This window comes from Trinickia sp. Y13 (genome assembly GCF_029522115.1).
Lineage (GTDB): Bacteria > Pseudomonadota > Gammaproteobacteria > Burkholderiales > Burkholderiaceae > Trinickia.
In genome coordinates, this window is sequence record NZ_JAKWFK010000011.1 from 45,355 (window position 1) to 67,415 (window position 22,061).

Here is a 22,061-nt window from a genome sequence, read left to right on the forward strand (position 1 = left end):
CGGTCGCGAGTCGAACGGCGCTGGGCTCAAGCGGCCGGCGCGGCGACGGCGCTCGCGGCGCCGCGGCGGTGAATCCTCAACACGAGAATCGCACCGACCAGGCACAACCCGCCCGAGATCATCGAGGCGACCGTGTAGGTGCCGAGGCTCGCGCGCAGCAGGCCCGCGCCATAGGCGGCGAACGCGGCCCCGAGCTGGTGGCCCGCCACGATCCAGCCGAACACGACGGGCGCCGACTCCTTGCCGAATACGTCCGTCGTCAAGCGCACGGTCGGCGGCACGGTGGCGATCCAATCGAGCCCGTAGAACACAGCGAACAGCGGCAGCCCGAAGAAGTCGAAACCGAACGCGTAGGGCAGATAGATCAGCGACAGTCCGCGCAGCCCGTAATACCAAAACAGCAGCACCCGGCTGTTGAAGCGATCGGACAGCCAACCCGAGAGCGTCGTGCCGAACAGATCGAAGATGCCCATGGCCGCGAGTAGCGACGCCCCCTGCACTTCGCTCATGCCGTAGTCGCCGCACATCGCGATCAGGTGCGTGCCCACATAGCCGTTGGTGCTCGCGCCGCAGATGAAAAAGCTGAAGAACAGCAGCCAGAAGTCGCGGTTTTTGCTGGCCGACGCAAGCGTGCCGAACGCGATGGCGAGCGGATTCTTCGCGGCTTGCGCATCCGTGTGCGGCGCGTCGTGCGGCTCGCCGTAGGGGCGCAGCCCAACGCTGCCAGGACGCTCGGGCAACAAGAACGCGACGAGCGGCAGCACGAGCGCGGCGACGAGCGCCACGATCAGCACGACCGGCCGCCACCCGTGGTGCTCGGCCACCGCCGCGAGCATCGGCAGGAACACGAGTTGGCCCGTGGCCGAACTCGCCGTCAAGATGCCCATCACCAAGCCGCGGCGCTGCGCGAACCAGCGATTGACGACCGTGGCGGACAGCGTCAACGCTGCGACACCCGTCGCTCCGCCCACCATGACGCCCCAGATGAGGATCATTTGCCAAGGCGCCGTCATCATCGACGAGAGGGCGACACCGCCGCCCATCACGGCCAACGCCGTCATGAGCGTGGGCCGCACGCCGAAGCGCTGCATCGAGGCAGCCGCAAACGGACCGGTGAGGCCGTAGAGCGCGATGTTGACGGAAATCGCCAGTGAAATCGTCGCTCGGCTCCAGCCGAATTGATGCTCCAGCGGCAGCATCATCACGCTCGGCGTGGCGCGCGTCCCGGCCGCGGCGAGCAACACCAGGAACACCACCGCGGCGACGACCCATCCGTAATGGGCTCGCCCGCTGATTCTTTTTGCAATCCAGTTCATCGGCACTCCTGTGGGCGCGCGGCCGGCCGCAAGCCGGCTGCGCGCGCATATTGGCGTCTTCGTTGTTATCGGTGCATAGAGGACACGTTCGGCCCCGCTCGGACCGTTCGATCCAATGCCTCGCCCATTCGATGTTACAGACCAGTCACAAACATGAGTTGCCATGCTAGTGACCGGTCGGTAACATGTCAAGTGGATCAGATTCGTAGGCTTGCGCGACCGGGGCGAGTAGCGCCGATCATCGCCGCGGGCACAACCCGGACACCTCACCATGACGACGAGAAGCGCCGAACACTCTCTCAGCCGCGCGGCGGCGGCCAAAGCGCGGCCGCATACGGCCGGTGCAACGGCGCAGCAGTTGTTGCTGCGCGCTGCGGGGGAGCTCTTTTATCAGGAAGGGGTGCGCGCCGTCGGCGTCGATGCCGTGGTCGAGCGCGCGGGCGTGAACAAAATGAGCCTGTACCGGCAATTTTCGTCGAAGGACGAGTTGATCGCCGCCTACTTGGAACAGGCCAACGATTGCTTTTTCAGCTACTTCGACAAGAGCATCGATCAGCATCCCGGCGACCCGGTGCGCCAGATCGCACAGTATTTCGAGGACCTCGAGCACAGGGCATCGCGCGAAGGCTACCGTGGGTGTCCGTTCGTCAACGTGGCGGCCGAATTTCCCGATCCCTCGCACCCGGCGCGGCAGATCGTTGCGCGTAACAAGGCGCAATTGATCGAGCGGCTGCAGGGGCTGACGAGCGCGGCGGGCGCCTACGATCCGGCCGCACTAGCCGATGCGTTGGCGCTGTTGATCGAGGGCGTCTACGCGGCCAGCCAGACATACGGGCCGGGGTGCGGCCCGATCCGCGCCGCCGCGCGCGTGGCCGCGCAACTCGTCGCGGCCGCGTGCCCGCGACGCAACGCCGCGTAAAATGCCCGCGGTCTCTTCCGCCACGGCAAAACGATATGCTCGATAGCCCCCGGCAGCCGCAACTGCCCGCCAATAGCGATACTCACGATGCGATCGTCGCTGCAACGCGCCATTGGCTCGTGCGCGCGGTGATCGGGCTGAATCTGTGCCCATTCGCAAAGGGCGTGCACGTAAAGGACCAAATCCGCTACGTGGTGAGCAATGCCTGCGATGCCGAAGCGATGCTCGCTGCGCTCGAAACGGAGCTGCGCACCCTCGTCGAAGCGGATGCCGAGCGCATCGACACGACGCTGCTGATTTTTCCGCACGCATTCGCCGATTTCCTCGAATTCAACGACGCGCTGTTTTTTGCCGACCGGCTTCTCGAGCAAATGCGGCTGACTGGCGAACTGCAGATCGCGAGCTTCCATCCGCAGTATCGGTTCGCGGGCTCGGAGCCCGAGGACATCGAAAATTACACGAACCGCGCGCCCTACCCCATCTTGCATTTGTTGCGCGAATCGAGCGTCGAACGGGCAACGCAAGCGTTTCCGGATGCCGCCGAGATTTTCGAGCGCAATCAGGAAACGCTACGCCGCCTCGGACACGAGGGATGGCGCCGTTGGATGCAGGAGCAGGCCCAAGACGAAGCAGCGGGCCGCCCCTAGAGCGAAGCCCCGAGCGGCGCGCGCCCCTCGGCGCAGGGCAAGGGACCGCGGCCCGCAATCGAACTCGGCACCAAGCAGCCTTAAGCGGGCGCGAAGAATCGCTCGCGCAGAGAATCGAGACCGAAGGTATCGAGCACTTGCGCCAATCGCTCGGCAGGCCGCTTGCGCGGCAAGTCCTTGTACTGGGCGATGATGAGCTCGTTCTTCATCGAATGCTCCCAGCCGACGAGCTCGGTCACGCTCACCTGGTAACCATGCGCCTCCAATTGCAAGCAGCGTAGGACGTTGGTGATTTGGCTGCCGAATTCGCGCGTGTGCAGCGGATGGCGGTAAATCTCCGTGAGCGCGTTGCCCAGCGATTTTCCCTTGTTGCGCCGCAAGACGCCCGCGACTTCGGCCTGACAGCACGGCACGAGCACGATGTAGCGCGCATGCTTTTCCAAGGCGAAGCGAATCGCGTCGTCGGTTGCGGTATCGCAAGCGTGCAGCGCCGTGACCACATCGACCGTTTCAGGCAAGCGCTTCGAATCGATGGAATCGGCCACCGACAAGTTCAAGAACGACATCGCCTCGAAGCCCAACCGTCGGGCGAGCGCCGTCGATTTTTCGACCAGTTCGGCCCGCGTTTCAATTCCGAAGATTTGCGACCCGGTCCCGGGCGGCAATGCCTTGAAAAAAAGGTCGTAGAGGATAAAACCAAGGTACGACTTGCCTGCGCCGTGATCGACGAGCGTAATGGAGCCGCGATCGCGCATCACGTCCTGAAGCAGCGGCTCGATGAACTGGAACAGGTGATAGACCTGCTTTAGCTTGCGGCGGCTGTCTTGGTTCAGCTTGCCGTCGCGCGTGAGGATGTGCAGCTCCTTGAGCAACTCGATCGATTGCTCGGGGCGGATTTCGTAAGTCTTGGTGGACATAGTGGGACGGCTCTCGGACAAGTCGCCTCCAACGTGCGACAGCCTACAGAAGCATAAGAACAATCGCGTCAGTTTACCGAAAAGCGCAAAGACGCCGGCAAGGGCGCAGGAACGGTTTATGCAGCGACGCGCGGACGCATTGTTTCAAGCCCGCGCGATCGATGGCCGAACAAGGGCAAACGCGCGATGCGCGCGGGCGCTGAGGCTACTGGGCGCGGGCGAGCGTAACGTGCGAAGCGCAAGACGCGTTACGTAACGTAACGCCCGAGAACGCCAGCCGGCAGGAAGCGTTGACGACAGCACAAGGACGACAGCGATGGCTACGATACCCAACCGAGACGCCGAGCAGAAGTTTCAAGCCATGCTCGCCAATCTCCTCACCCCGCCTACGGGCTGGTCGGAAAAACAGCAATTGGAGCTCGAGATGGCGCGGGACATCTCGGTCGAGATGTTGCGGCTCGCCGAATCGATGCGCGATTCGGAGCCCGGCCTCGAAGCCATGCTGACGCTGCTCAAGTACGCCAAGGTGGTCGACTTCATCCTCACGACGCTCGCATCGCGGCGCGAGATTCGCCCGCAAACGCTACGCGTCATCTTCAAGCTGGCCGGATTGAGCGTCGACGAAGCCTATCCGGGCTGAGAACGCCGGCGCGATGCGCGGCGCCGCCCAAGCGAGCGCGATGGCGTGTACCCGCCCACGCGAGCATCACTTCGCGCCGAGCCGCCACAGCGACGTGACCTCGGCCTTGCGCGCGTGGTAAAGCGGATCGGTCGAATCCGCCGCCTTTGGGTGAATCGGCCGTATGTCGTCCCTTCCTATTACCTTCAGGCCCGCTGCATCGATCATCGCCTGTAACGCATCGCCCGAGCGCAGCCCCAGGTGCACGGCGAAATCGGACAGAACGAGCCACCCTTGCCCGCCAGGCTCGAGATGGGCGGCAAGGCCGTTGAGAAATCCCCGCAACATGCCGCTGTCGGCGTCGTAGACGGCGCGCTCGATCGGCGAACTCGGCCGCGCCGGCAGCCACGGCGGATTGCAGACGATGAGCGGCGCGCGGCCGGGGGGAAACAGGTCGGCCTCGATCACTTCGACTCGATCGCTCAAACCCAAACGTTCGATGTTTTCGCGCGCGCAAGCGAGTGCGCGCGCATCGGTGTCGGTCGCGACGACGCGCGCCACGCCGCGCTTGGCCAGCACGGCGGCCAACACGCCCGTGCCGGTGCCGATATCGAATGCGAGCGAGCGAGAGGGGAGCGGCGCGCGCGCAACGAGGTCGACATACTCCCCTCTGACGGGCGAGAAGACACCGTAATACGGATGAATGCGCGCCCCCAGCGCCCGGATTTCGACGCCTTTCTTGCGCCATTCATGCGCGCCGATGAGTCCAAGCAGCTCCCGCAGCGAGACGACGGACGGCGTCGCGGCGCCCGCATCGGCCGGTCCGTAGGCTTCCTGGCAAGCGTCTTTCACCTCCGGGGCACGCCGCAGCTCAATCGAATAATCGGCTTCGAGCGGAATCAACAGCATGCCGAGCGTGCGCGCGCGCTGCGCCTGCGCTTGCCGGTGCGCGTTGAACGCGTCGAGCGGCGAAGCCGCTTGCTTGCGAGGCTTGCGCTCGATCCGGCGCGCCATTGCCTGCAGCAGCTGACGCGCATTCTGATAGTCGCCCCGCCATAAAAGCGCCGTGCCCTCGCAGGCCAGGCGATAGGCGGTGTCCGCGGTCATGCGGTCATCGGCGATGACGACGCGGCGCGGCGGCGGCACGCCGGCTTCGGAGCGCCAGCGCGCGCTGTGCTCGCCCGCGGCGTCGGCCCAAGCGATAAGGGGAAACGGTGAAGAAGAGGTCACGAAACGAAATCGAAGTGTGAGTAGCGCACTTGCCCAGCATCGGCCGAGCTCGCGCAAAGCGACACGATACCGCGCTTTCGGCCGCGCCTCGCGAATCCGTCATCGGATACCGCAGCAAGAGCGCGCTTAGACCCGCATTGGGCGAACATCAACGGTATTCGCCCAACGCGGCGCAGGAGCGGCCGCGATGCGGCGCGTCCCGGTATTAGACCACCACGCCGCGGCGCGAACCGCTGCGCTCGTCCTTGACGGACACGGGCAGCGTCGCGCCCTGCAGCAAAAGCCGGGTGGCCGCGTCGGCATCGAGCGGCTTGCTGAACAGAAAGCCCTGCGCCTCGCAGCAGCCAAGCTTCAATAGGAACGAGCGCTGCGCATGCGTCTCGACACCCTCGGCAATCACCGCAAGGTCGAACGCGTTCGCCAACGTAACGACCGCCGTCGCGATGGCGCCCGAATCGCCGGAACCGATCCCGCGCACGAAGGCGCGATCGATCTTGACGCGATCCACCGGCAGCGTGCGCAATTGGCCCAGACTCGAATAGCCCATGCCGAAATCGTCGATGGCCACGCGCATGCCCAGCCGCCGGAACTCGGCCAGCCGGCGCGCCGATGCCTGGGGATTTTTCATCAGGGCCGTTTCCGTCACTTCGAGTTCGAGCATGGACGGATCCATGCCGGTTTCGCCGACGATGCGCTGGAACGTCTTGACGATGTCCGCCCGTTGCAATTGCAGCGGGGACACGTTGACGGAAACCGGCACCAGCTTCACCTGCAATTCGCGCCAGACCGCGTACTGCGCGCACACCGCCCGCAAGACCCACTCGCCCAGTTGGGAAACCAGCCCGGACGCCTCCGCGACGCTTACGAAATCGACGGGGCTGACGAAGCCGTAATGCTCGTCGTGCCAGCGCACGAGCGCCTCCAAGCCGCGCACCGCGCCCGTGCCCATATCCACTTGCGGCTGGAAGTTCAAATGCAGCGCGCCGCACTCGATCGCCTTTCTCAAGCGCCCCGACATTTTCAAGCGCGCATCGGCATCGTTGCGCATGCTGCGGCGATAGAACTCGTAGCAGTTGCGGCCCCGGCTCTTGGCCGTGTACATCGCCATGTCGGCGGCGCGGATCAGCGATTCGGCATCGGCCCCATCTTCCGGAAACATGCTGATGCCGATGCTCGCGCCCACCACGAGTTCGTGCTCGCCGACGATCACGGGCGCGGCGAGCGCGGTCAGCACGGCATCGGCCAGAACGTGACGGCCTTCCCCGCTGCCGCGCGTCTCGCCGACGATAATGAACTCGTCGCCCCCATAGCGCGCAACCAGATCGTCACGTCCAGCGCAGGCCGTGAGCCGCGCCGCCACTTCGCTCAGCAGCCTGTCGCCGACATTGTGTCCGAGCGCATCGTTAACGGTCTTGAACGCGTCGAGATCGATGAACAACACCTGGATGCCTTGCGAGCGCGCGATCTGCGCTTGCAGCTTGGCCGCGATCGTGATGCGATTGGACAGGCCCGTCAGACTGTCGCGCTCGCTCAGTTGGCGCAGACGGCGCGAGCGTTCGCTGAGCTTCATATAGACGTCGTAGGTGGTCTTCGCGAGCACGAGCGGGTAGCCGATGATCACGGGCAGCCATACGATCGATACGGTGGGATCGATCGCTTGTTGCCAATGCACCCCGAACACGAGCGTGCCGCCCGCCACACCGACAGCCATGGCGATAAGGCCATAGCCGAATATCCGCCAGCCCCCGGCGGCCATATTGTCGATCGCGAACATCAGAAAAATCACGACCGTGGCGACAGGCGAAAAATGGACCGCGACCACGAACCACCCGCCCATGATCGAGTCCACCATGAAATTCCAGCGTTCGCGTGCAAGCGGCTTCGGCGCGTTGCGCACATGCAGGAAAGCAAGGTGAGGCCAGAGCATGCATGCGGCCGCGATCGCGGCGAAGGTGCCAACCGGCGCATGCTGCGAACGCAGCAAAACGAACAAGGGAAAGAAGCCGGCCGCAAAGCCGAAAAGCCGCAGCACGTAGATGCGGCGCACGAAACCGGCGCCGACGCGGACAGGTGTCGCGCCGTTCGCGTTCGGTGCTGCTGCCGTCAAGCTTGGCGACTCATAAGGCATGGCGATGGAGTGTAAGCGCAGGGACGCGATCCGCGCGCCCGCGTGCATGAAAAGCGATGCGCTGTTCGCACTTACGGCTGCTCGTCCTAAAAGTTTAGACAAAATAGCATCGAGCGCATCGATCGTGCATCAACTGCAACCGCGACGCACTCGGCGACGCACTCGGCGCGCGCGGCATCTTCTTGCATAGGAATACAGCAATTTTCGCGCGCGATGCACGTCGGCCACTCATCTACGTGTCCCCCATCGGCATAGCCGCGCCCATGCGCGCGCCAAAGAGCGCAGCACGGTAGTCCTAAAAAATGCCAGAAACGCGCGGCGCGCAGCATGCCGGGAGAAGATCCCCGCGCCGATTTCGATCGCCCGCGTTCGGCAGCGGGCTCACTCAATAGGAGCACCTATGACGATGACCACGACGACTCAACGCCTGACACCGGAGGACGCACCGAAAATCGGCGAATACTGGCGCGGACAGGGCGGCATCTACGCGGGCATCATGCCCGACTACGTCGGCGCCGAGCCGCGCTTTTTGATCTTTGCCGCCGAGGAAGGCGTCGGATTGCATTGGGGCGGCATCGGGTCGACCGAACCGGGCGCGCACGATGCATATAACGGCGCGGGCAATACGCGCGCGCTCACGACCTGCTGGCGCAGCAACCACATGCACGACGCCGCTCACTTCGCAGCCGAATACGAGAAGGACGGACACAACGACTTTTATCTGCCCGCCAAGCGCGAACTCGATGTCGCGTACCAGACGATCCGCGGCAGCTTCGATGAGACAGACTGGTACTGGTCGAGCACGGAGGAATCGAAGACGATGGCCTATGGCCGGAATTTCGGCGAAGTCGAGTCGCCGTCATTGTTCAAGCACACCGAAGGACGCGTGCGTCCGGTTCGCAGCATTCCCGTGGCGAACGGCGAAACACAGTCGTAGCGGCTAGCGCCGCTCTTTCGCGGGTAGCGCTTTAGGGGCCGTTCATGCTCATTCGACGCTTGCGAACGCGCCCAAGAAAGCAAATGGGGCGAACGCGCGGCCATCAGACCGCGCGTTTGCCCATTCGCTATGCCGTTATGCCTCGCACGGCCGCAACGGGCCGCGCGCTCGGCCCGCTTACTGCGGCAGCGCCGGAATCATCCAGGTGAGCACGTGTTGCTGCAGGAACACGAGCACGCCAAGCAGCAGCGTCAAGAAGACGCTGTGCCAGAACGTGCGCGCGAACACGACGCCCTCTTGGCCCTTGAGGTCTGTCGTCGACACGCCGGTGGCGATGTTCTGCGGCGAAATCATTTTGCCCATCACGCCCCCCGACGAGTTCGTCGCCGCCATCAGCACAGGGTCGAGCCCGAGTTGGCGCGCCGCGACCACTTGCAGATTGCCGAACAACGCATTGCCGGAGGTGTCGCTGCCCGACAGGAACACGGCGATCCATCCGAGCGAAGCCGACACGAGCGGGAACAGCGCACCAGTCGATGCGACACCGGTGCCGAGCGTGTAGCTCATCCCCGAGTAGTTGAGCAAGTAGGCCAGCCCGACGATCATCATGACCGTGACGATCGCGATGCGCGTTTGGCGCCAAGTCGCTGCGATGCAGGAGAAGAAATCGGCCACGCTCAAGCGCGAGACGACTGCCGTGATGATGGCGGCGAGCAAGATCGCGGTGCCCGTTCCGAGCGGTTGGAAGTCCCAGATGGCCGCATAGGACTTCTTATAGAGGGAGACATACACTGCGTTGTGCAGCCCGGGCCACTTGACCTTCACGTCGCCGATCATCGCGATGTTGGCATGCACCCAGAAGATCACGACGACCGAGACGACGATCCATGGCAGCCAGCCGCCCCAACCCACGCGGCGGTGCGCCGCGCCCACGCCGACCAATGCCTCCCCGCTGCGCGCGATCGCGAATTGCGGATCGGCCTCGGGCCTCCAAACCTTGAGGAATCCGATCGTCACGATCAGCGAAGTCAGCGACGAAAGCACATCGGTCAGTTGGTAGCTCAGGTAGTTCGACGTGACGAACTGCGCGAGCGCGAAGCTCCCGCCCGAGACGAGCAGTGCAGGCCAGAGCTTGCCGATCGAGCGCACGCCGCTATACACGCCGACGACGTAAAACGGCAGCAGCAGCGCAAACAACGGTAGTTGCCGGCCGACCATGGCGCCGAGCGTGACCGGCGGCAGCGAGGTGACCGCGCCGAGCACGGTGATCGGCACGCCGAGCGCACCGAAGGCCACCGGCGCCGTATTGAAGATCAGCGTGAACGTAAGCGCTTCGATCGCGGGAAAGCCGAGCGCGATCAAAAGCGCACTCGTGATGGCGACGGGCGTGCCAAAGCCCGAGATGCCTTCGAGCAAGCACCCGAACGAGAAGGCGACGACGAGCAACACCAGGCGCCTGTCGTCGGGCAAGTGATCGAGCATCCATTGCCGGAATTGATCGAACCGCCCCGTCTTCACCGCAATGTTGTAAAGCAGCAGCGCGTTGAAGACGATCCACATCACGGGCACGAGCGCGAGCGCCATGCCCGCGCCGACCGCATCGAACGCAAGGCCGGCCGGCATCCCCCACAGCGCGATGGCGATCACGAGCCCCACGACCAAGCCGGCCAGCGACGCTTGCCATGCCGGCCGGCGCAGTACGCCGAGCATGACGAGCGCGACGACGATCGGCAGCGCCGCGACGACGAACGATAAAAAAAGCGAATTCCCGACGGGCGTGAGCGGTTGCGCGAACACCGTTCCGGGCGGGAGCGCCACGGTTGGATTCATCTTGTCTCCTTGATAGTCATTGTCGACGGGCGCCGCGAATCGGCGCAGCGCCGTCGGCGGGGCGGCACTACGCGTCGCGCCGCACATTCCGCTGCGGCGCAGCCCGAGCGCCGCCGCCCCGATAGGCGGCGCCCTGGCTTATTCCTCTTCTTTCCGTTCCCTTAGCCGCCCGCCAAATGGCGCTTCAGCTCGAGCCGGAATCGATGCAACAACGGCTCGGTGTACCCGCTCGGCTGCGTCCGACCTTCGAATGCAAGCGCGCAGGCCGCCTTGAACGCGAGCGACGCTTCGTAGTTCGGCGCCATCGGCCGGTAATTCGGGTCGCCCGCGTTCTGCTTGTCGACCACGATCGCCATCCTCTCGAACGTCTCTTTGACGAACTCGGGCGTGACGACACCATGGCGCAGCCAATTGGCGATGTGCTGACTCGAGATGCGCAGTGTCGCGCGATCTTCCATCAAGCCGACGTTGTGAATATCGGGCACTTTCGAGCAACCGACGCCTTGATCGATCCACCGCACGACATAACCGAGAATGCCCTGCGCGTTGTTCTCGACTTCGCTACGGATCTCCTCGGGCGACCACTGCGCGCGCTCGACGACGGGCACCGTCAGCAAGCCGTCGAGCAGCGCGTCGCGCTCGAGCGCATAGTCGATTTGTTCGAGCGCTTGCTGCACCGCTTGGACATCGACTTCGTGGTAATGCAACGCATGCAGCGTGGCGGCCGTGGGCGAAGGCACCCATGCCGTATTGGCACCCGCGCGCAACTGCGCACCCTTTTGCTCGAGCATCGCATGCATGAGGTCGGGCATCGCCCACATGCCTTTGCCGATCTGCGCGCGCCCGCGCAACCCGCAGCTCAAGCCGACGAGCACGTTGTTGCGCTCGTATGCCGAGATCCACGCCGTGCTCTTCATATCGCCCTTGCGCAGCATCGGTCCGGCTTCCATCGCCGAGTGCATCTCGTCGCCCGTGCGATCCAGAAAACCCGTGTTGATGAACGCCACACGCCCCGCTGCAGCCGCGATCGACGCGGCCAGATTCACGCTCGTGCGCCGCTCCTCGTCCATGATGCCCATCTTGATCGTCTGCGCAGGCAAGCCGTAGAGCCGCTCGACGCGGCCGAACAGTTCGTCGGCGAAAGCGGCTTCCGCAGGTCCGTGCATCTTGGGCTTGACGATATAGATCGCGCCCGTGCGCGAGTTGCGGCGGTTCTGCCGGTCGTGCAGGGCACACAAGGTCGTGACGACCGCGTCGAGGATGCCTTCCGGAATCTCGCGCCCGTCTCGATCGAGGACGGCCCCCGTCGTCATCAAATGCCCGACATTGCGCACGAACAGCAGCGACCGGCCATGCAGCGTCAGCGTGCCGCCGCCCGCCGCTCGGTAGGTGCGGTCTTCATTGAGGCGGCGCGTGAACGTCTTGCCGTTCTTCGCGACCTGCTCGACGAGCGTGCCTTGCATGAGACCGAGCCAATTGCGATAGAGCGCGACCTTGTCCGCCGCATCGACGGCCGCCACCGAATCCTCGCAGTCGATGATCGTCGTGACCGCCGCTTCGAGCACGACGTCGTTCACGTGCGCGGCGTCGGTCTTGCCGATCGGGCCTGCTGCGTCGATCTGAATTTCGATGTGCAAGCCGTGATGCTTGAGCAGGACGGCTGTCGGCGCGTCGCTCTCGCCTTGATAGCCGACGAACTGCTCGGGCGAGCGAAGGCTTGCCTCGCCTGCGTTCGTGTGCACGACGAGTGCGCCGTCGCGGACCGTATACGCCGACGCATCCCGATGCGATGCGCCCGCGAGCGGCGCCGCACGGTCGAGGAACGCACGCGCATATTCGATCACGCGCGCGCCGCGCACGGGGTTGTAGCCGCCGCTGCGCGCGGCGCCGCCGTCCTCGGGCAGGGCATCGGTGCCATACAGCGCGTCATATAGGCTGCCCCAACGCGCATTCGCGGCGTTCAGCGCATAACGTGCGTTCGACAGCGGCACGACGAGTTGCGGCCCCGCCTGCTCGGCGATCTCGCCATCGACCCCCGCCGTGCCGACCTTCACGCTCGCAGGCGCCGGCACGAGGTAGCCGATGCCTTCGAGAAACGCGCGATAGCCGCGCAGATCGCGCACGGGGCCGGGGTGGTCGCTATGCCATTGGTCCAGCACGGTTTGCAGCCGGTCGCGTTCGGCAAGCAGCGCCCGATTCTTTGGGGCGAGCTCGTGCACGATGGCAGCGAAACCTTGCCAAAACGCCTCAGCGTCGATGCCGGTCCCCGGCAGCGCTTCGCGCTCGATGAATTGGCTGAGCGCCGAATCGACGCGCAGTCCGTGGTGGTCGGTCATGTTCATGGTGCGGTTATGTCGTTTGGTTGAAAATCCCCGCTCAAGCGGCGATGCTTTGCACGCCGGCTCGGGCCACCTGCGCGTCCTGCTCCGATTTGACGCCCGATACGCCGACCGCGCCGACGACCTGGCCATCCACGACGACCGGCACGCCGCCTTCGAGCGTGCCGGCGAGTGGCGCGCTCAAGAAAGCCGTGCGCCCGCCGTTGATCATGTCCTCGTAAGCCTTCGATTCGCGTCGGCCGAGCGCGGACGTGCGCGCCTTTTCGATCGCGATGTACGCGCTCACGGGCGAAGCCCCTTCCAAGCGCACGAGCGCAAGCGGGTGGCCGCCATCGTCGACGAGCGCGATCGCCACCATCCAGCCGTGCTTTTGCGCTTCGGCGCGCGCGGCGGCGACGATCGTGTCGATTTCGCTTTGTCCCAGTACGGATTTCGTTTGCATCGTCAAATCTCTCGAGTGAAGGGTTGTGGCAACGTCAAACGCCGTGCAGCGCGTCGACGAGCTCGATCCAATGGCGCACCGCGCTGCGGCCCGCGCCGTTCAGGTGCGTCTGGCAACCGACATTGGCGGTGACGATCGCCTCGGGGCGTCCCGCCTCCAGCGCATTGAGCTTGTTGTCGCGCAGTTGCCGGGCCAGCGCCGGTTCGGTCAGCGAATACGTGCCTGCCGAACCACAGCATAGATGCGAATCGGCGACGGGGGTAAGGTCGAAACCGATACGAAGCATCAGCGCCTCCACCGCGCCGCCTAGCTTTTGCGCATGCTGCAGCGTGCAGGGGCAATGCACGGCGATGCGTTTCGGCTCGCTTTTGTGCAAAGCGTCAAGCGGCTCGCGCGCGATCACTTCGACCAGATCGAGGGCAAGCGCGCTAATGCGGGCGGCCTTCTCGGCGTACGCGGCATCGTGCCGCAGCAGATGGCCGTATTCCTTGACGAAGGCGCCGCAGCCACTTGCCGTCAGCACGATCGCCTCCGCGCCGGCCTCGACGAAGGGCCACCAAGCGTCGATGTTGCGGCGCGCCCGCTCGAGTCCCTCGTCCTGCGCATTCAGGTGGTATTCGGTCGCGCCGCAACAGCCGGCCTCGGCAACGGGCACGACGCTGATGCCGAGCCGATCGAGCACGCGTGCGGCGGCGGCGTTCGTATTGGGCGCGAGCGCCGGCTGCACGCAGCCTTCGAGCATCAAGACCCGCCGCGCGTGCCGCAGCGCGGGGCGTACGCCCGAAGCGACCGGCGCGGCCGCCGGAATCTTCTCGCGCCAAGCGCTGGGCAACAGCGGACGCAGCGCACGGCCCGCTTTCAGCAACGGCCCGAACAAGCCGGGCTCCGGCACGACGCGACGCAACGCGCCGCGCAGCATGCGCTGTCCTGCCGCGCGCGGCACTCGGCGTTCGACTTCGGCGCGCCCGATGTCGAGCAGCGAGTGATAGCGCACGCCCGAGGGGCACGTCGTTTCGCAACTACGGCAGGTGAGGCACCGATCGAGGTGAGCTTGCGTCTTCTCCGTCACTGGGGCGCCTTCCAGCACTTGCTTGATCAGATAGATGCGCCCGCGCGGCCCATCGAGCTCGTTGCCGAGCAGTTGATAGGTCGGGCAGGTGGCGTTGCAGAAGCCGCAATGCACGCAGGTACGCAAAATCGATTCGGCTTCTTCGGCCCGAGGCAACGCGCGGGCTTGTTCGCTAAGAGTGGTTTGCATCGATCGAATAGTCGTCGGCGGCCTCGTGTCCCGAATCGGCGAGCAACGCTCGAGCTCGAGACCCTTAGGCCTAAATCGCCGCGTAAAGGCGGCCCGGGTTGAGAACGCCGTGCGGGTCCAGTTGCGCCTTCAATTGGCGATGAATGCGCATGAGCGGAGCGGCAAGCGGATGGAACGGCTCGAGCGTCCTGCCCGGCGAGAAACAGGTCGCATGACCGCCGAGCGCGACTGCCGTCTCGCGCACGGTTTGGGCGTCCGCCTCCGACTTTAGCCAGCGTTGCGCACCGCCCCAGTCGAGCAATACGTCCCCGGGCAGGGCCGTGAGCGGCGCACCCGACGCAACGGACACGCGCCACAGCGGGCGAGGATCGCCGAAGAACGGCAGCGTCGATTCACGCAGCGCGCGCCAGAAACCGCCGTCCCCATGCTGGCCGCCCAATGCTGCTGCGGCGGCGCGCATCGTGCTCTCCGATCCCTCGAGGCGCAGATGCAAGATGCCGTCGACGTGGCAAGCGCCCGTCACGGGCAACCCGGCGTCGCGCCATTTGACGAGGGCACGCGGCATCTCGTCAGCAGGCATTTCGAACGCCGCGTCCAACATCGCCCGCGGCTTGGGCAACACTTTGAGGGACACTTCCGTGATCACGCCGAGGCAGCCGAAGCTGCCCGCGAGGAGCCGAGAGACATCGTAGCCGGCGACGTTCTTCATCACCTCGCCGCCGAAACGCAAATGCTTGCCTTGCCCCGTCACGATCCGGCAACCGAGCACGAAATCGCGTACTGCGCCGGCCCACGGGCGCCGCGGCCCGGACAGCCCGGCGGCCACCATGCCGCCGACACTTGCATCCCCGCCGAACGTCGGTGGCTCGCAAGCCAGCATCTGGCCGCCCTCGTCGAGCGCGGCTTGCAATTCGGCGAGCGTCGTACCCGCGCGCGCCGTGACGACGAGCTCGGTCGGGTCATAGCTGACGATGCCGCAGTGAGCCCGCGTGTCGAGTTCACGCGCCGAGCTCGGACGGCCGAGCCCCGCCTTGGTATCGCCGCCGCGAATACGCAGCGGCGTGCGCGTCGCAATGGCCTCTTGCACCTGCTCGATCAGCGAGGCGCTGCGATCTGCCGGTTCGAAATCACGTCGCATCAGAAGCGCTCCAGGTTCGGAAACGGCAGTTCGCCGCGATGAATGTGCATCGCACCGAACTCGGCGCAGCGGTGCAGCGTCGGGATGTTCTTGCCGGGATTGAGCAACCCCGCGGGATCGAACGCGGCCTTGACCGAATGAAAGAACGCGATCTCGTCGGGCGTGAACTGCACGCACATTTGATTGATCTTTTCTCGGCCCACGCCGTGCTCGCCGGTGATGGTGCCGCCCACTTCGACGCACAGCTCCAGGATCTTGCCGCCGAGCGTCTCGGCCCGCTCGAGCTCGCCCGGCCGATTGGCGTCGAACAGAATCAGCGGGTGCATGTTGCCGTCGCCCGCATGGAAGACATTCGCGACGCGCAAGCCGTACTCCTCGCCAAGCGCCGCAATGCCGCGCAGCACGCGCGCCAGCTCCCGCCGCGGGATCGTGCCGTCCATGCAATAGTAGTCAGGCGAGATGCGGCCCACGGCCGGAAACGCGTTCTTGCGCCCGGCCCACAAGCGCAGCCGCTCTTGGTCATCGCGCGCCACGCGCACCTCGCGGCACCCGGAGCGCGCAAGCAGGCCTTGAACCCGTGCGATGTCCTCGTCGACGTCGCTTTCCACGCCGTCGAGTTCGCACAACAAGATTGCCTGCGCATCAACCGGATAGCCCGCGTGAATGAAATCCTCGGCCGCGCGAATGGCGAGGTTGTCCATCATCTCGAGCCCGCCCGGGATAATGCCCGCGCCGATGATGCCCGCTACCGCGGCTCCGGCCGTCTCGACGTCGTCGAAGCTTGCCATCAGCATCTTGGCGCACTGCGGCTTGGGCAGCAGCTTGACGGTCACCTCCACAACGATGCCGAGCATGCCCTCGGAACCCGTGAACAACGCCAGCAGATCGAAGCCTGCGCTATCGAGCGCGTCGCCCCCCAGCGTGAGGAGCTCGCCCTCGATCGTCAACACGTCGACTTTCAAAATGTTGTGGACCGTCAGACCGTATTTCAGGCAATGCACGCCGCCCGCGTTTTCGGCGACGTTGCCCCCGATCGAGCAGGCGATCTGGGACGACGGATCGGGCGCGTAATAAAGGCCATGCGGCGCAGCCGCTTGCGAGATGGCGAGATTGCGCACGCCGGGCTGCACGCGCGCCGTCGCCGCGATCGGATCGAGCGCTACGATGCGGGTGAACTTGGCCATGACGAGCAAGATCCCTTTCTCGATCGGCATCGCCCCGCCGGAGAGCCCCGTGCCGGCGCCGCGCGGCACCACGGGCACGCCGAGCTCCGCCGCCACGCGCAGGACGCCGCGCGCTTGCTCGACAGTGCTCGGCAGCACCACGCAAAGCGGGGTGCTGCGGTAAGCCGCGAGACCATCGCATTCGAACGGACGCACATCTTCCGTGTCGTGCAGCACTTCCAAATCGGGAGACAAGGCCCGCAACGCCGCAATCAGCGCATCGCGATCGACGCTCGCCAGTTCGCCGTCGATCCGTTCGTCGTACCTGAAGCTCATTGACAAATTCCTGTGCAATTGGCGGTCAGCATGCGGCGGCACGCTAACGGCAGGGGCGATTGTTCCCGCCCGGCGCGGCGCTGTCCATGCGCCGACGCACAGGTCCTACCAGTTTTTACGGTAGGGGTTTGTACCCCCTCTTCGTCCGACGTGACAGGCAAGAGCGGGAAACGGTAAGCTCCGTTCATCAGGTCATCAATCGAAGTGGTCGGACCACTATGAACGAAGCACTTTTGGAACCGGGGCGCCATGTCGCAGACGTGGTGGCGGAGCGAATCGAGCGGCTCATCGTCGACGGCGTGTTCAAAGAAGGCCAGGCGTTGCCCTCGGAGCGCCGCTTGACGGAAAAGCTCGGCGTCTCGCGCAGCGCCTTGCGCGAAGGGCTCAAACTATTGCGTGCGCGCGGCATCATCGAGACGCACCATGGGCGCGGCTCGTTCGTCGCGCAACTCACCTCGCGCGAACAGACGATGCCGATGATGCATTTGCTGGCATCGCAGCCGCGCACGCTTTACGACTTGTTCGAAGTGCGTCAAATGCTCGAGGGCGAATCGGCGCGCTTGGCGGCGCTGCGCGGGACGCCGGCCGATTTCGTCCTCATCACGCGCCGTTATGAGGAAATGAGGCAGGCCGAGCGCGAGAGCCAAGACCCCGAAAAGCTCGCGCGCCTGGATTACGCCTTTCATTTGGCCATCTGCGAGGCGTCGCACAATCCCGTGCTCGTTCACACACTGCGCTCGCTGACGGATTTGCTGCTCAGCTCGGTGTTCGCGTCCGTCAACAATCTCTATCACCGCGAGCCGCGCAAACGCCAAATCGACCGGCAACACGCCCGGCTTTACAACGCCGTGGTGGGCCGGCTGCCCGAGCAAGCGCGCCGCGCCGCGAGCGAGCACATTCGCAGCAACGTGGAAGGGTTGCGTGAGATCGAGCAGGAGGAACAGCGGCTGATCCGCTCGACACTGCGCCTGGAAGGCTGGGCCTGAAGCCCACGCAAGGATCGCCTGCGCTTTCAAACGGGCGTTCGGGGTCGCCGTCGACGGCCCTGGCCCCAGATCGTCCATCCGTCCCTAGAGCGAGCGTGCCAGGCCGCGTAGGAAAACGCTGACATTGCGCCGCGACTGGACGACATCATCTTCCGCCGCCGCTGATTGGTGCGGACATCGATCTGATCAATACTTTCATCAGACGCATGCACTACGCCGCATCCCGCGGCGACCGACCGGGACGGTTCATGCGACCGACTTTCCAGTTGCGGAGGCTCACGGTGAACGATCGCGAAGTGCTCGAAACGATACGGGACATCAACCTGTCGTATCTGCTGCTTGCGAAACACATGCTCAACGAAGACTACGCGGAAGGTTTGTTCAAGCTGGGGTTGTCGGCGCAACTGGCCGACATTCTCCACACGCTGACCCCGGCCCAAACGATCAAGCTCGCGCAATCGGTCGATCTCGTCTGCGATTTCCGCTTCAACGACGCGGCGATGCTGACGGCGCTGACCTCGACCGAAAAGGGGCTCGACGCCACCGCCACGCACGCGGCGATTCTGCTCGCCGCAGCGCCTGCCAAGCAATTTTGCTAAGAGAGAGCCAGCCATGCCCAAGACGAGCCTGATCGAAGAAGCCCAAGAAGTCTCGCGCGCCGTAGCGCTGATCGAACTCGGCGCCCGCATGCAAGTGCTCGAGTCGGAACTCTCGCTCTCGCGCGAACGCCTGATTCGCCTCTATCGCGAAGTCAAATCCGAATCGCCGCCCAAGGGCATGCTGCCCTCCTCGGCGGATTGGTATATGACGTGGCAAGCGAATATCCACGCGTCGCTCTTCTATCACACGTACTCGTTCTTGAAACAAGAAGCGCGTTGCTCGCACGTCGATTCGCTGACCAAAGGCTATCGCCTCTATCGCGAGCACTGCGCGAACGCGGGCTTGGAGGTGCATCTGGATTTGACCCGCGCGTGGACGCTCGTGCGCTTCTTCAACGGCGGGATCTTGGAGATGCATCAATGCTGCCGCTGCAAGGGCAAGTTCGTCTCCTACAAGCACGATCTGCCCCGCACGAAGGCGTGCGTGATGTGCCAGCCGCCGTCTCGCGCCGGCAAGAAAGCCAAGACGCTGAACTGAGAACCCGCTAGCGCGCCAGCGTGCGCTAGCCCGCGAGCAGCGCTTGCAGCCCAGCCGGTTGATGGCGCCAGAACGCGGCAAACGCCGCAGCGATAGCCGTCGCGAGTGAATTCGAAATTCGCTATTGCAGGAACGACTATCGATACCGGCAAGCCCCCACACGCAGCGTTGGAGGTTCGCTTACCTCGCAGGTAATCGATTCGGCGCGCTCTTCTCTCTACGATGGCATCACAGCATCGATAACCGAAGGAGAGCGCAATGCCTTTCATCACCGCGAACGACGGGACCGAACTCTATTGGCGTGAATGGGGCAGCGGCGCGCCCATGCTGTTCATCAGCGCGATGGGTTGCGGCAGCTCGATGTGGGACTACCAGTTCGCCGAGTTCGGCGAGGGCGGCATGCGCTGCATCAGCCTGGATCGACGCGGTCATGGGCGTTCCGATCAACCGCCGCGCGGCTACGACTTCGACACTTTCGCCGCCGATCTCGCGACCTTCATCGAGCAACGCGACCTGAACGAAATCACGCTCGTCTCGCACTCGATGGGAAGCGGCGACATCGTGCGTTATTTGACCCGGCATGGCAGCAAGCGCGTTGCGCGGATCATTCTGCTCGCGCCGACGACGCCGATGCTGCTCAAGACCGAAGACAACCCGGGCGGCATGCCGCGCGAGCAGTTCGAAGCGCTGTGGGCGCTATGGCGCCGCGACTATCCGAGCTGGGTGGAAAGCGCATTGCCGCCGTTCTTCGTGCCCGAAACCTCGCCCGCCATGATGCGATGGGGGACGACGATTCTGCAGGCATCGGTACCGGTCGCGCTCGCCTGCAGCCGCGCGCTGGTCGAAGCGGATTTTCGCGCGGAGATGCGGCGCATCGACGTGCCGGCGATGATCGTGCATGGCGAGCGCGATCGCTCGGTTGCGCTCGAGGTGGGGGGATTGCCCTCGGCGGAATTGATCCCTGATTGCAGGTTGAAAATCTATCCCGGCGCGCCGCATGGGTTGTTGTACACGCACATGGAGCAATTGCATGCGGACATGTGGGATTTCATGCGGCGGCAGGCCGTCACTGAATGACCGCATCCGCCGGGGCCGGCCGCGGCGCTGGCTCGGCGGACAATCCGCTCGCTCGGTCATGAGGCAAGCGCGAATGGCGGAGAAAGCCGAAAACCATCAAAGCGGAGAGTACGGTGATCGCAGCCAAGACGTAGAGCAGTGAATGAAACGCGCCGCCGTAGAATTGCACGAGTTCGGCGCTGGTGGCGTGCGGCAGGATCGCGACGGCGGACGCCAAGTCGCCCATCGCCAATCGATTGGCCGCCTCGCCGAGCATGGCGGCGCCCGCTCCCGCGAACGCGGCGCCGCGCAGGCTCGTCTCGGTGAAGCTCGCGAGCAGCGCTGCGACGATGGCGAGCGCGATGCCCTCCCCTGCGACGCGCGTCGTGTTGAACATGCCCGCCGCCATGCCCGCGCGCTCCTTCGGCACTACGCTCACCGCAAGTCCATCCATCAAGCCCCATGGCAAGCTCACGCCCACGCCGATGACGAACATCGCGGCCAGCATCGGCACGATGGGTTGCCCCGGCGCGCATTGGGCGAGCCACAGTTGGCCGCACGCACACAGCAGCAAGCCGGCGCCGGCAATGAGGCCTGGCGCCAACCAACGCGTCATCCAGCCGGCCACCATCGGGACGACGAGCATCGGCGCCGATAGAGCGAACATCATTTGGCCCGCGGCCACCGAGCCGTACCCCTCGATGCCGATAAAGCGAATCGGCAGCAGGACGAGTAACACGACATAGGAATAGGCCGGCGCCGCCGCGAGAAACTGCACGCCGATGAAGCGCGAGTACCGGAACAGCGATAGATCGAGCAAGGGCCGCTGCGCGCGGTTTTCGACGAGCACGAAGGCGGCCATCACGACAGACGATGCCGCCAGCAGGCCGAGCACGGGTGCGCTGATCCAACCACTGTCGGGCACGCGCAAAAGCGCATAGGTGAACAGCGTCAGCCCGCAAGTGAAACTCGCTGCACCGAGCCAATCGAGGCCCGTCGCCTCCGGATCGCGGGTTTCGCGAATGCACTTTGCGCCGAACACGAAAGCGACGAGCGTAATGACGGTGACGCTCCAGAACACCGAGCGCCAACCGAAATGGGCGATCAATGCGCCGGCGATGATCGGGCCGAACGCAAGGCCGACGCCGAACGTCGTACCAAGCACGCTGAAAGCGCGCGTGCGCGCTTCGCCTTCGAACTCCTGCGCGAGCGCCGCCGCGCCGGCCGATAGCGCGGCAGCCCCCGCTACGCCTTGCAGGGCGCGCAACAGATCGACCGCGAGCATGCTGGAGGCGCGCGTCGCAATGATCGAGGACAGCGCGAAGCCGAGCGTGCCGCATAAAAACACGCGTTTGCGGCCGAAGCGATCGGCCAGGGCGCCGGCGACGAGCAGGCAACTGCCGAAGGCCAGCATAAAGGCGTTGGTGACCCAATTGAGCGCGAGCGGCGAGCCTCCCAGCGCCTGGGCAATGGCCGGCAGGGCGACCGCCGGTCCGGTGAAACTGACCGGCATCGACAGCCCGGCCAGGCAGACGGCGCCCAAGATCAACAGCTTCTCGGTGGCGCTATGCGTTGGGACAGCGGGATTGCGCATTCTCGAATCCTCGAACGAAGTTTGCGTTTCGCCGTAGCGCGCAAGCGGTGTGCGAACGGCACCCGGCAG

At 64.9% G+C, this 22,061-nt stretch carries 19 protein-coding genes; 8 read left to right on the forward strand and 11 right to left on the reverse strand.

The window, feature by feature from the left end; genetic code table 11:
* Window positions 1-26: 26 nt before the first annotated feature.
* Entirely contained in the window at window positions 27-1,316 is a 1,290-nt protein-coding gene (locus MMB74_RS19235; protein WP_277430263.1) for an MFS transporter, read from the reverse strand.
* 271 nt (window positions 1,317-1,587) lie between these two features.
* On the opposite strand from MMB74_RS19235, the gene MMB74_RS19240 reads away from it, so the two are divergent.
* Together MMB74_RS19240 and MMB74_RS19245 are read left to right on the forward strand one after the other, a co-directional pair.
* Window positions 1,588-2,235 (forward strand): TetR/AcrR family transcriptional regulator, encoded by a 648-nt coding sequence (locus MMB74_RS19240; protein WP_277430264.1) that lies wholly within the window; start codon window positions 1,588-1,590, stop codon window positions 2,233-2,235.
* A gap of 35 nt (window positions 2,236-2,270) precedes the next feature.
* Entirely contained in the window at window positions 2,271-2,882 is a 612-nt protein-coding gene (locus tag MMB74_RS19245; RefSeq protein WP_277430265.1) for a DUF1415 domain-containing protein, read from the forward strand.
* An 80-nt stretch (window positions 2,883-2,962) separates the two neighbouring features.
* Here MMB74_RS19245 and MMB74_RS19250 read toward each other — a convergent pair whose 3' ends face one another.
* A complete protein-coding gene (locus MMB74_RS19250) occupies window positions 2,963-3,799 on the reverse strand; it encodes an SAM-dependent methyltransferase (RefSeq protein WP_277430266.1) in 837 nt (278 codons plus the stop codon).
* 316 nt (window positions 3,800-4,115) lie between these two features.
* Here MMB74_RS19250 and MMB74_RS19255 point away from each other — a divergent pair, with 316 nt between their 5' ends.
* Complete coding sequence (locus MMB74_RS19255; RefSeq protein WP_277430267.1) at window positions 4,116-4,439, forward strand: DNA-binding protein; 324 nt, start codon at window positions 4,116-4,118, stop codon at window positions 4,437-4,439.
* Window positions 4,440-4,505: 66 nt separating this feature from the next.
* On the opposite strand, the gene MMB74_RS19260 is transcribed toward MMB74_RS19255, so the two are convergent.
* Both MMB74_RS19260 and MMB74_RS19265 read right to left on the reverse strand, forming a co-directional pair.
* The gene (locus MMB74_RS19260) at window positions 4,506-5,648 is read right to left on the reverse strand and encodes a class I SAM-dependent methyltransferase (RefSeq protein WP_277430268.1); all 1,143 of its coding nucleotides are present in this window, start codon (window positions 5,646-5,648) and stop codon (window positions 4,506-4,508) included.
* Between the two features lie 205 nt (window positions 5,649-5,853).
* The gene (locus MMB74_RS19265; protein WP_277430269.1) at window positions 5,854-7,755 is read right to left on the reverse strand and encodes an EAL domain-containing protein; all 1,902 of its coding nucleotides are present in this window, start codon (window positions 7,753-7,755) and stop codon (window positions 5,854-5,856) included.
* A gap of 421 nt (window positions 7,756-8,176) precedes the next feature.
* Between MMB74_RS19265 and MMB74_RS19270 the strand changes: the two genes are divergently transcribed.
* Window positions 8,177-8,713 (forward strand): hypothetical protein, encoded by a 537-nt coding sequence (locus MMB74_RS19270; protein WP_277430270.1) that lies wholly within the window; start codon window positions 8,177-8,179, stop codon window positions 8,711-8,713.
* 177 nt (window positions 8,714-8,890) lie between these two features.
* Here the strand turns inward: MMB74_RS19270 and MMB74_RS19275 are convergent, their stop codons facing one another.
* The 6 genes from MMB74_RS19275 to glcD form a co-directional block, all read right to left on the reverse strand.
* Window positions 8,891-10,543, reverse strand: coding sequence for an L-lactate permease (locus tag MMB74_RS19275; protein ID WP_277430271.1), 1,653 nt, complete (start codon window positions 10,541-10,543; stop codon window positions 8,891-8,893).
* Between the two features lie 161 nt (window positions 10,544-10,704).
* On the reverse strand, window positions 10,705-12,879 hold the full coding sequence (locus tag MMB74_RS19280) for a malate synthase G (RefSeq protein WP_277430381.1): 2,175 nt from the start codon (window positions 12,877-12,879) through the stop codon (window positions 10,705-10,707).
* A gap of 40 nt (window positions 12,880-12,919) precedes the next feature.
* Window positions 12,920-13,324 carry a heme-binding protein gene (locus tag MMB74_RS19285; RefSeq protein WP_277430272.1) on the reverse strand — a complete coding sequence of 135 codons (405 nt, stop codon included), beginning with the start codon at window positions 13,322-13,324 and terminating at the stop codon, window positions 12,920-12,922.
* A 34-nt stretch (window positions 13,325-13,358) separates the two neighbouring features.
* Complete coding sequence (glcF, locus tag MMB74_RS19290; protein ID WP_277430273.1) at window positions 13,359-14,582, reverse strand: glycolate oxidase subunit GlcF; 1,224 nt, start codon at window positions 14,580-14,582, stop codon at window positions 13,359-13,361.
* A gap of 70 nt (window positions 14,583-14,652) precedes the next feature.
* Window positions 14,653-15,720 carry a glycolate oxidase subunit GlcE gene (gene glcE, locus MMB74_RS19295; RefSeq protein ID WP_277430274.1) on the reverse strand — a complete coding sequence of 356 codons (1,068 nt, stop codon included), beginning with the start codon at window positions 15,718-15,720 and terminating at the stop codon, window positions 14,653-14,655.
* A complete protein-coding gene (gene glcD / locus MMB74_RS19300; protein WP_277430275.1) occupies window positions 15,720-17,219 on the reverse strand; it encodes a glycolate oxidase subunit GlcD in 1,500 nt (499 codons plus the stop codon). Before glcD ends, glcE begins: the two co-directional genes overlap by 1 nt.
* Window positions 17,220-17,437: 218 nt before the next feature.
* Here glcD and glcC point away from each other — a divergent pair, with 218 nt between their 5' ends.
* The 4 genes from glcC (at window position 17,438) to MMB74_RS19320 (ending at window position 20,419) form a co-directional block, all read left to right on the forward strand.
* Entirely contained in the window at window positions 17,438-18,205 is a 768-nt protein-coding gene (gene glcC / locus MMB74_RS19305; RefSeq protein WP_277430276.1) for a transcriptional regulator GlcC, read from the forward strand.
* 248 nt (window positions 18,206-18,453) lie between these two features.
* Window positions 18,454-18,804, forward strand: coding sequence for a flagellar transcriptional regulator FlhD (gene flhD / locus MMB74_RS19310; RefSeq protein WP_277430277.1), 351 nt, complete (start codon window positions 18,454-18,456; stop codon window positions 18,802-18,804).
* Between the two features lie 13 nt (window positions 18,805-18,817).
* Complete coding sequence (flhC, locus tag MMB74_RS19315; RefSeq protein WP_277430278.1) at window positions 18,818-19,342, forward strand: flagellar transcriptional regulator FlhC; 525 nt, start codon at window positions 18,818-18,820, stop codon at window positions 19,340-19,342.
* A 258-nt stretch (window positions 19,343-19,600) separates the two neighbouring features.
* Entirely contained in the window at window positions 19,601-20,419 is an 819-nt protein-coding gene (locus tag MMB74_RS19320) for an alpha/beta hydrolase (protein WP_277430279.1), read from the forward strand.
* On the opposite strand, the gene MMB74_RS19325 is transcribed toward MMB74_RS19320, so the two are convergent.
* On the reverse strand, window positions 20,409-21,992 hold the full coding sequence (locus MMB74_RS19325) for an MFS transporter (protein ID WP_277430280.1): 1,584 nt from the start codon (window positions 21,990-21,992) through the stop codon (window positions 20,409-20,411). The two genes, MMB74_RS19320 and MMB74_RS19325, sit on opposite strands and share 11 nt — an antisense overlap.
* Window positions 21,993-22,061 lie beyond the last annotated feature (69 nt).

What these genes read in the sequence shown, in the direction of transcription:
- MMB74_RS19235 (WP_277430263.1), bottom strand. Translation starts at nt 1,316, where the DNA reads ATGAACTGGATTGCAAAAAGAATCAGCGGGCGAGCCCATTACGGATGG.
- MMB74_RS19240 (WP_277430264.1), top strand. Translation starts at nt 1,588, where the DNA reads ATGACGACGAGAAGCGCCGAACACTCTCTCAGCCGCGCGGCGGCGGCC.
- MMB74_RS19245 (WP_277430265.1), top strand. Translation starts at nt 2,271, where the DNA reads ATGCTCGATAGCCCCCGGCAGCCGCAACTGCCCGCCAATAGCGATACT.
- MMB74_RS19250 (WP_277430266.1), bottom strand. Translation starts at nt 3,799, where the DNA reads ATGTCCACCAAGACTTACGAAATCCGCCCCGAGCAATCGATCGAGTTG.
- MMB74_RS19255 (WP_277430267.1), top strand. Translation starts at nt 4,116, where the DNA reads ATGGCTACGATACCCAACCGAGACGCCGAGCAGAAGTTTCAAGCCATG.
- MMB74_RS19270 (WP_277430270.1), top strand. Translation starts at nt 8,177, where the DNA reads ATGACGATGACCACGACGACTCAACGCCTGACACCGGAGGACGCACCG.
- MMB74_RS19275 (WP_277430271.1), bottom strand. Translation starts at nt 10,543, where the DNA reads ATGAATCCAACCGTGGCGCTCCCGCCCGGAACGGTGTTCGCGCAACCG.
- MMB74_RS19280 (WP_277430381.1), bottom strand. Translation starts at nt 12,879, where the DNA reads ATGACCGACCACCACGGACTGCGCGTCGATTCGGCGCTCAGCCAATTC.
- MMB74_RS19285 (WP_277430272.1), bottom strand. Translation starts at nt 13,324, where the DNA reads ATGCAAACGAAATCCGTACTGGGACAAAGCGAAATCGACACGATCGTC.
- glcF (WP_277430273.1), bottom strand. Translation starts at nt 14,582, where the DNA reads ATGCAAACCACTCTTAGCGAACAAGCCCGCGCGTTGCCTCGGGCCGAA.
- glcE (WP_277430274.1), bottom strand. Translation starts at nt 15,720, where the DNA reads ATGCGACGTGATTTCGAACCGGCAGATCGCAGCGCCTCGCTGATCGAG.
- glcD (WP_277430275.1), bottom strand. Translation starts at nt 17,219, where the DNA reads ATGAGCTTCAGGTACGACGAACGGATCGACGGCGAACTGGCGAGCGTC.
- glcC (WP_277430276.1), top strand. Translation starts at nt 17,438, where the DNA reads ATGAACGAAGCACTTTTGGAACCGGGGCGCCATGTCGCAGACGTGGTG.
- flhD (WP_277430277.1), top strand. Translation starts at nt 18,454, where the DNA reads ATGCGACCGACTTTCCAGTTGCGGAGGCTCACGGTGAACGATCGCGAA.
- flhC (WP_277430278.1), top strand. Translation starts at nt 18,818, where the DNA reads ATGCCCAAGACGAGCCTGATCGAAGAAGCCCAAGAAGTCTCGCGCGCC.
- MMB74_RS19320 (WP_277430279.1), top strand. Translation starts at nt 19,601, where the DNA reads ATGCCTTTCATCACCGCGAACGACGGGACCGAACTCTATTGGCGTGAA.
- MMB74_RS19325 (WP_277430280.1), bottom strand. Translation starts at nt 21,992, where the DNA reads ATGCGCAATCCCGCTGTCCCAACGCATAGCGCCACCGAGAAGCTGTTG.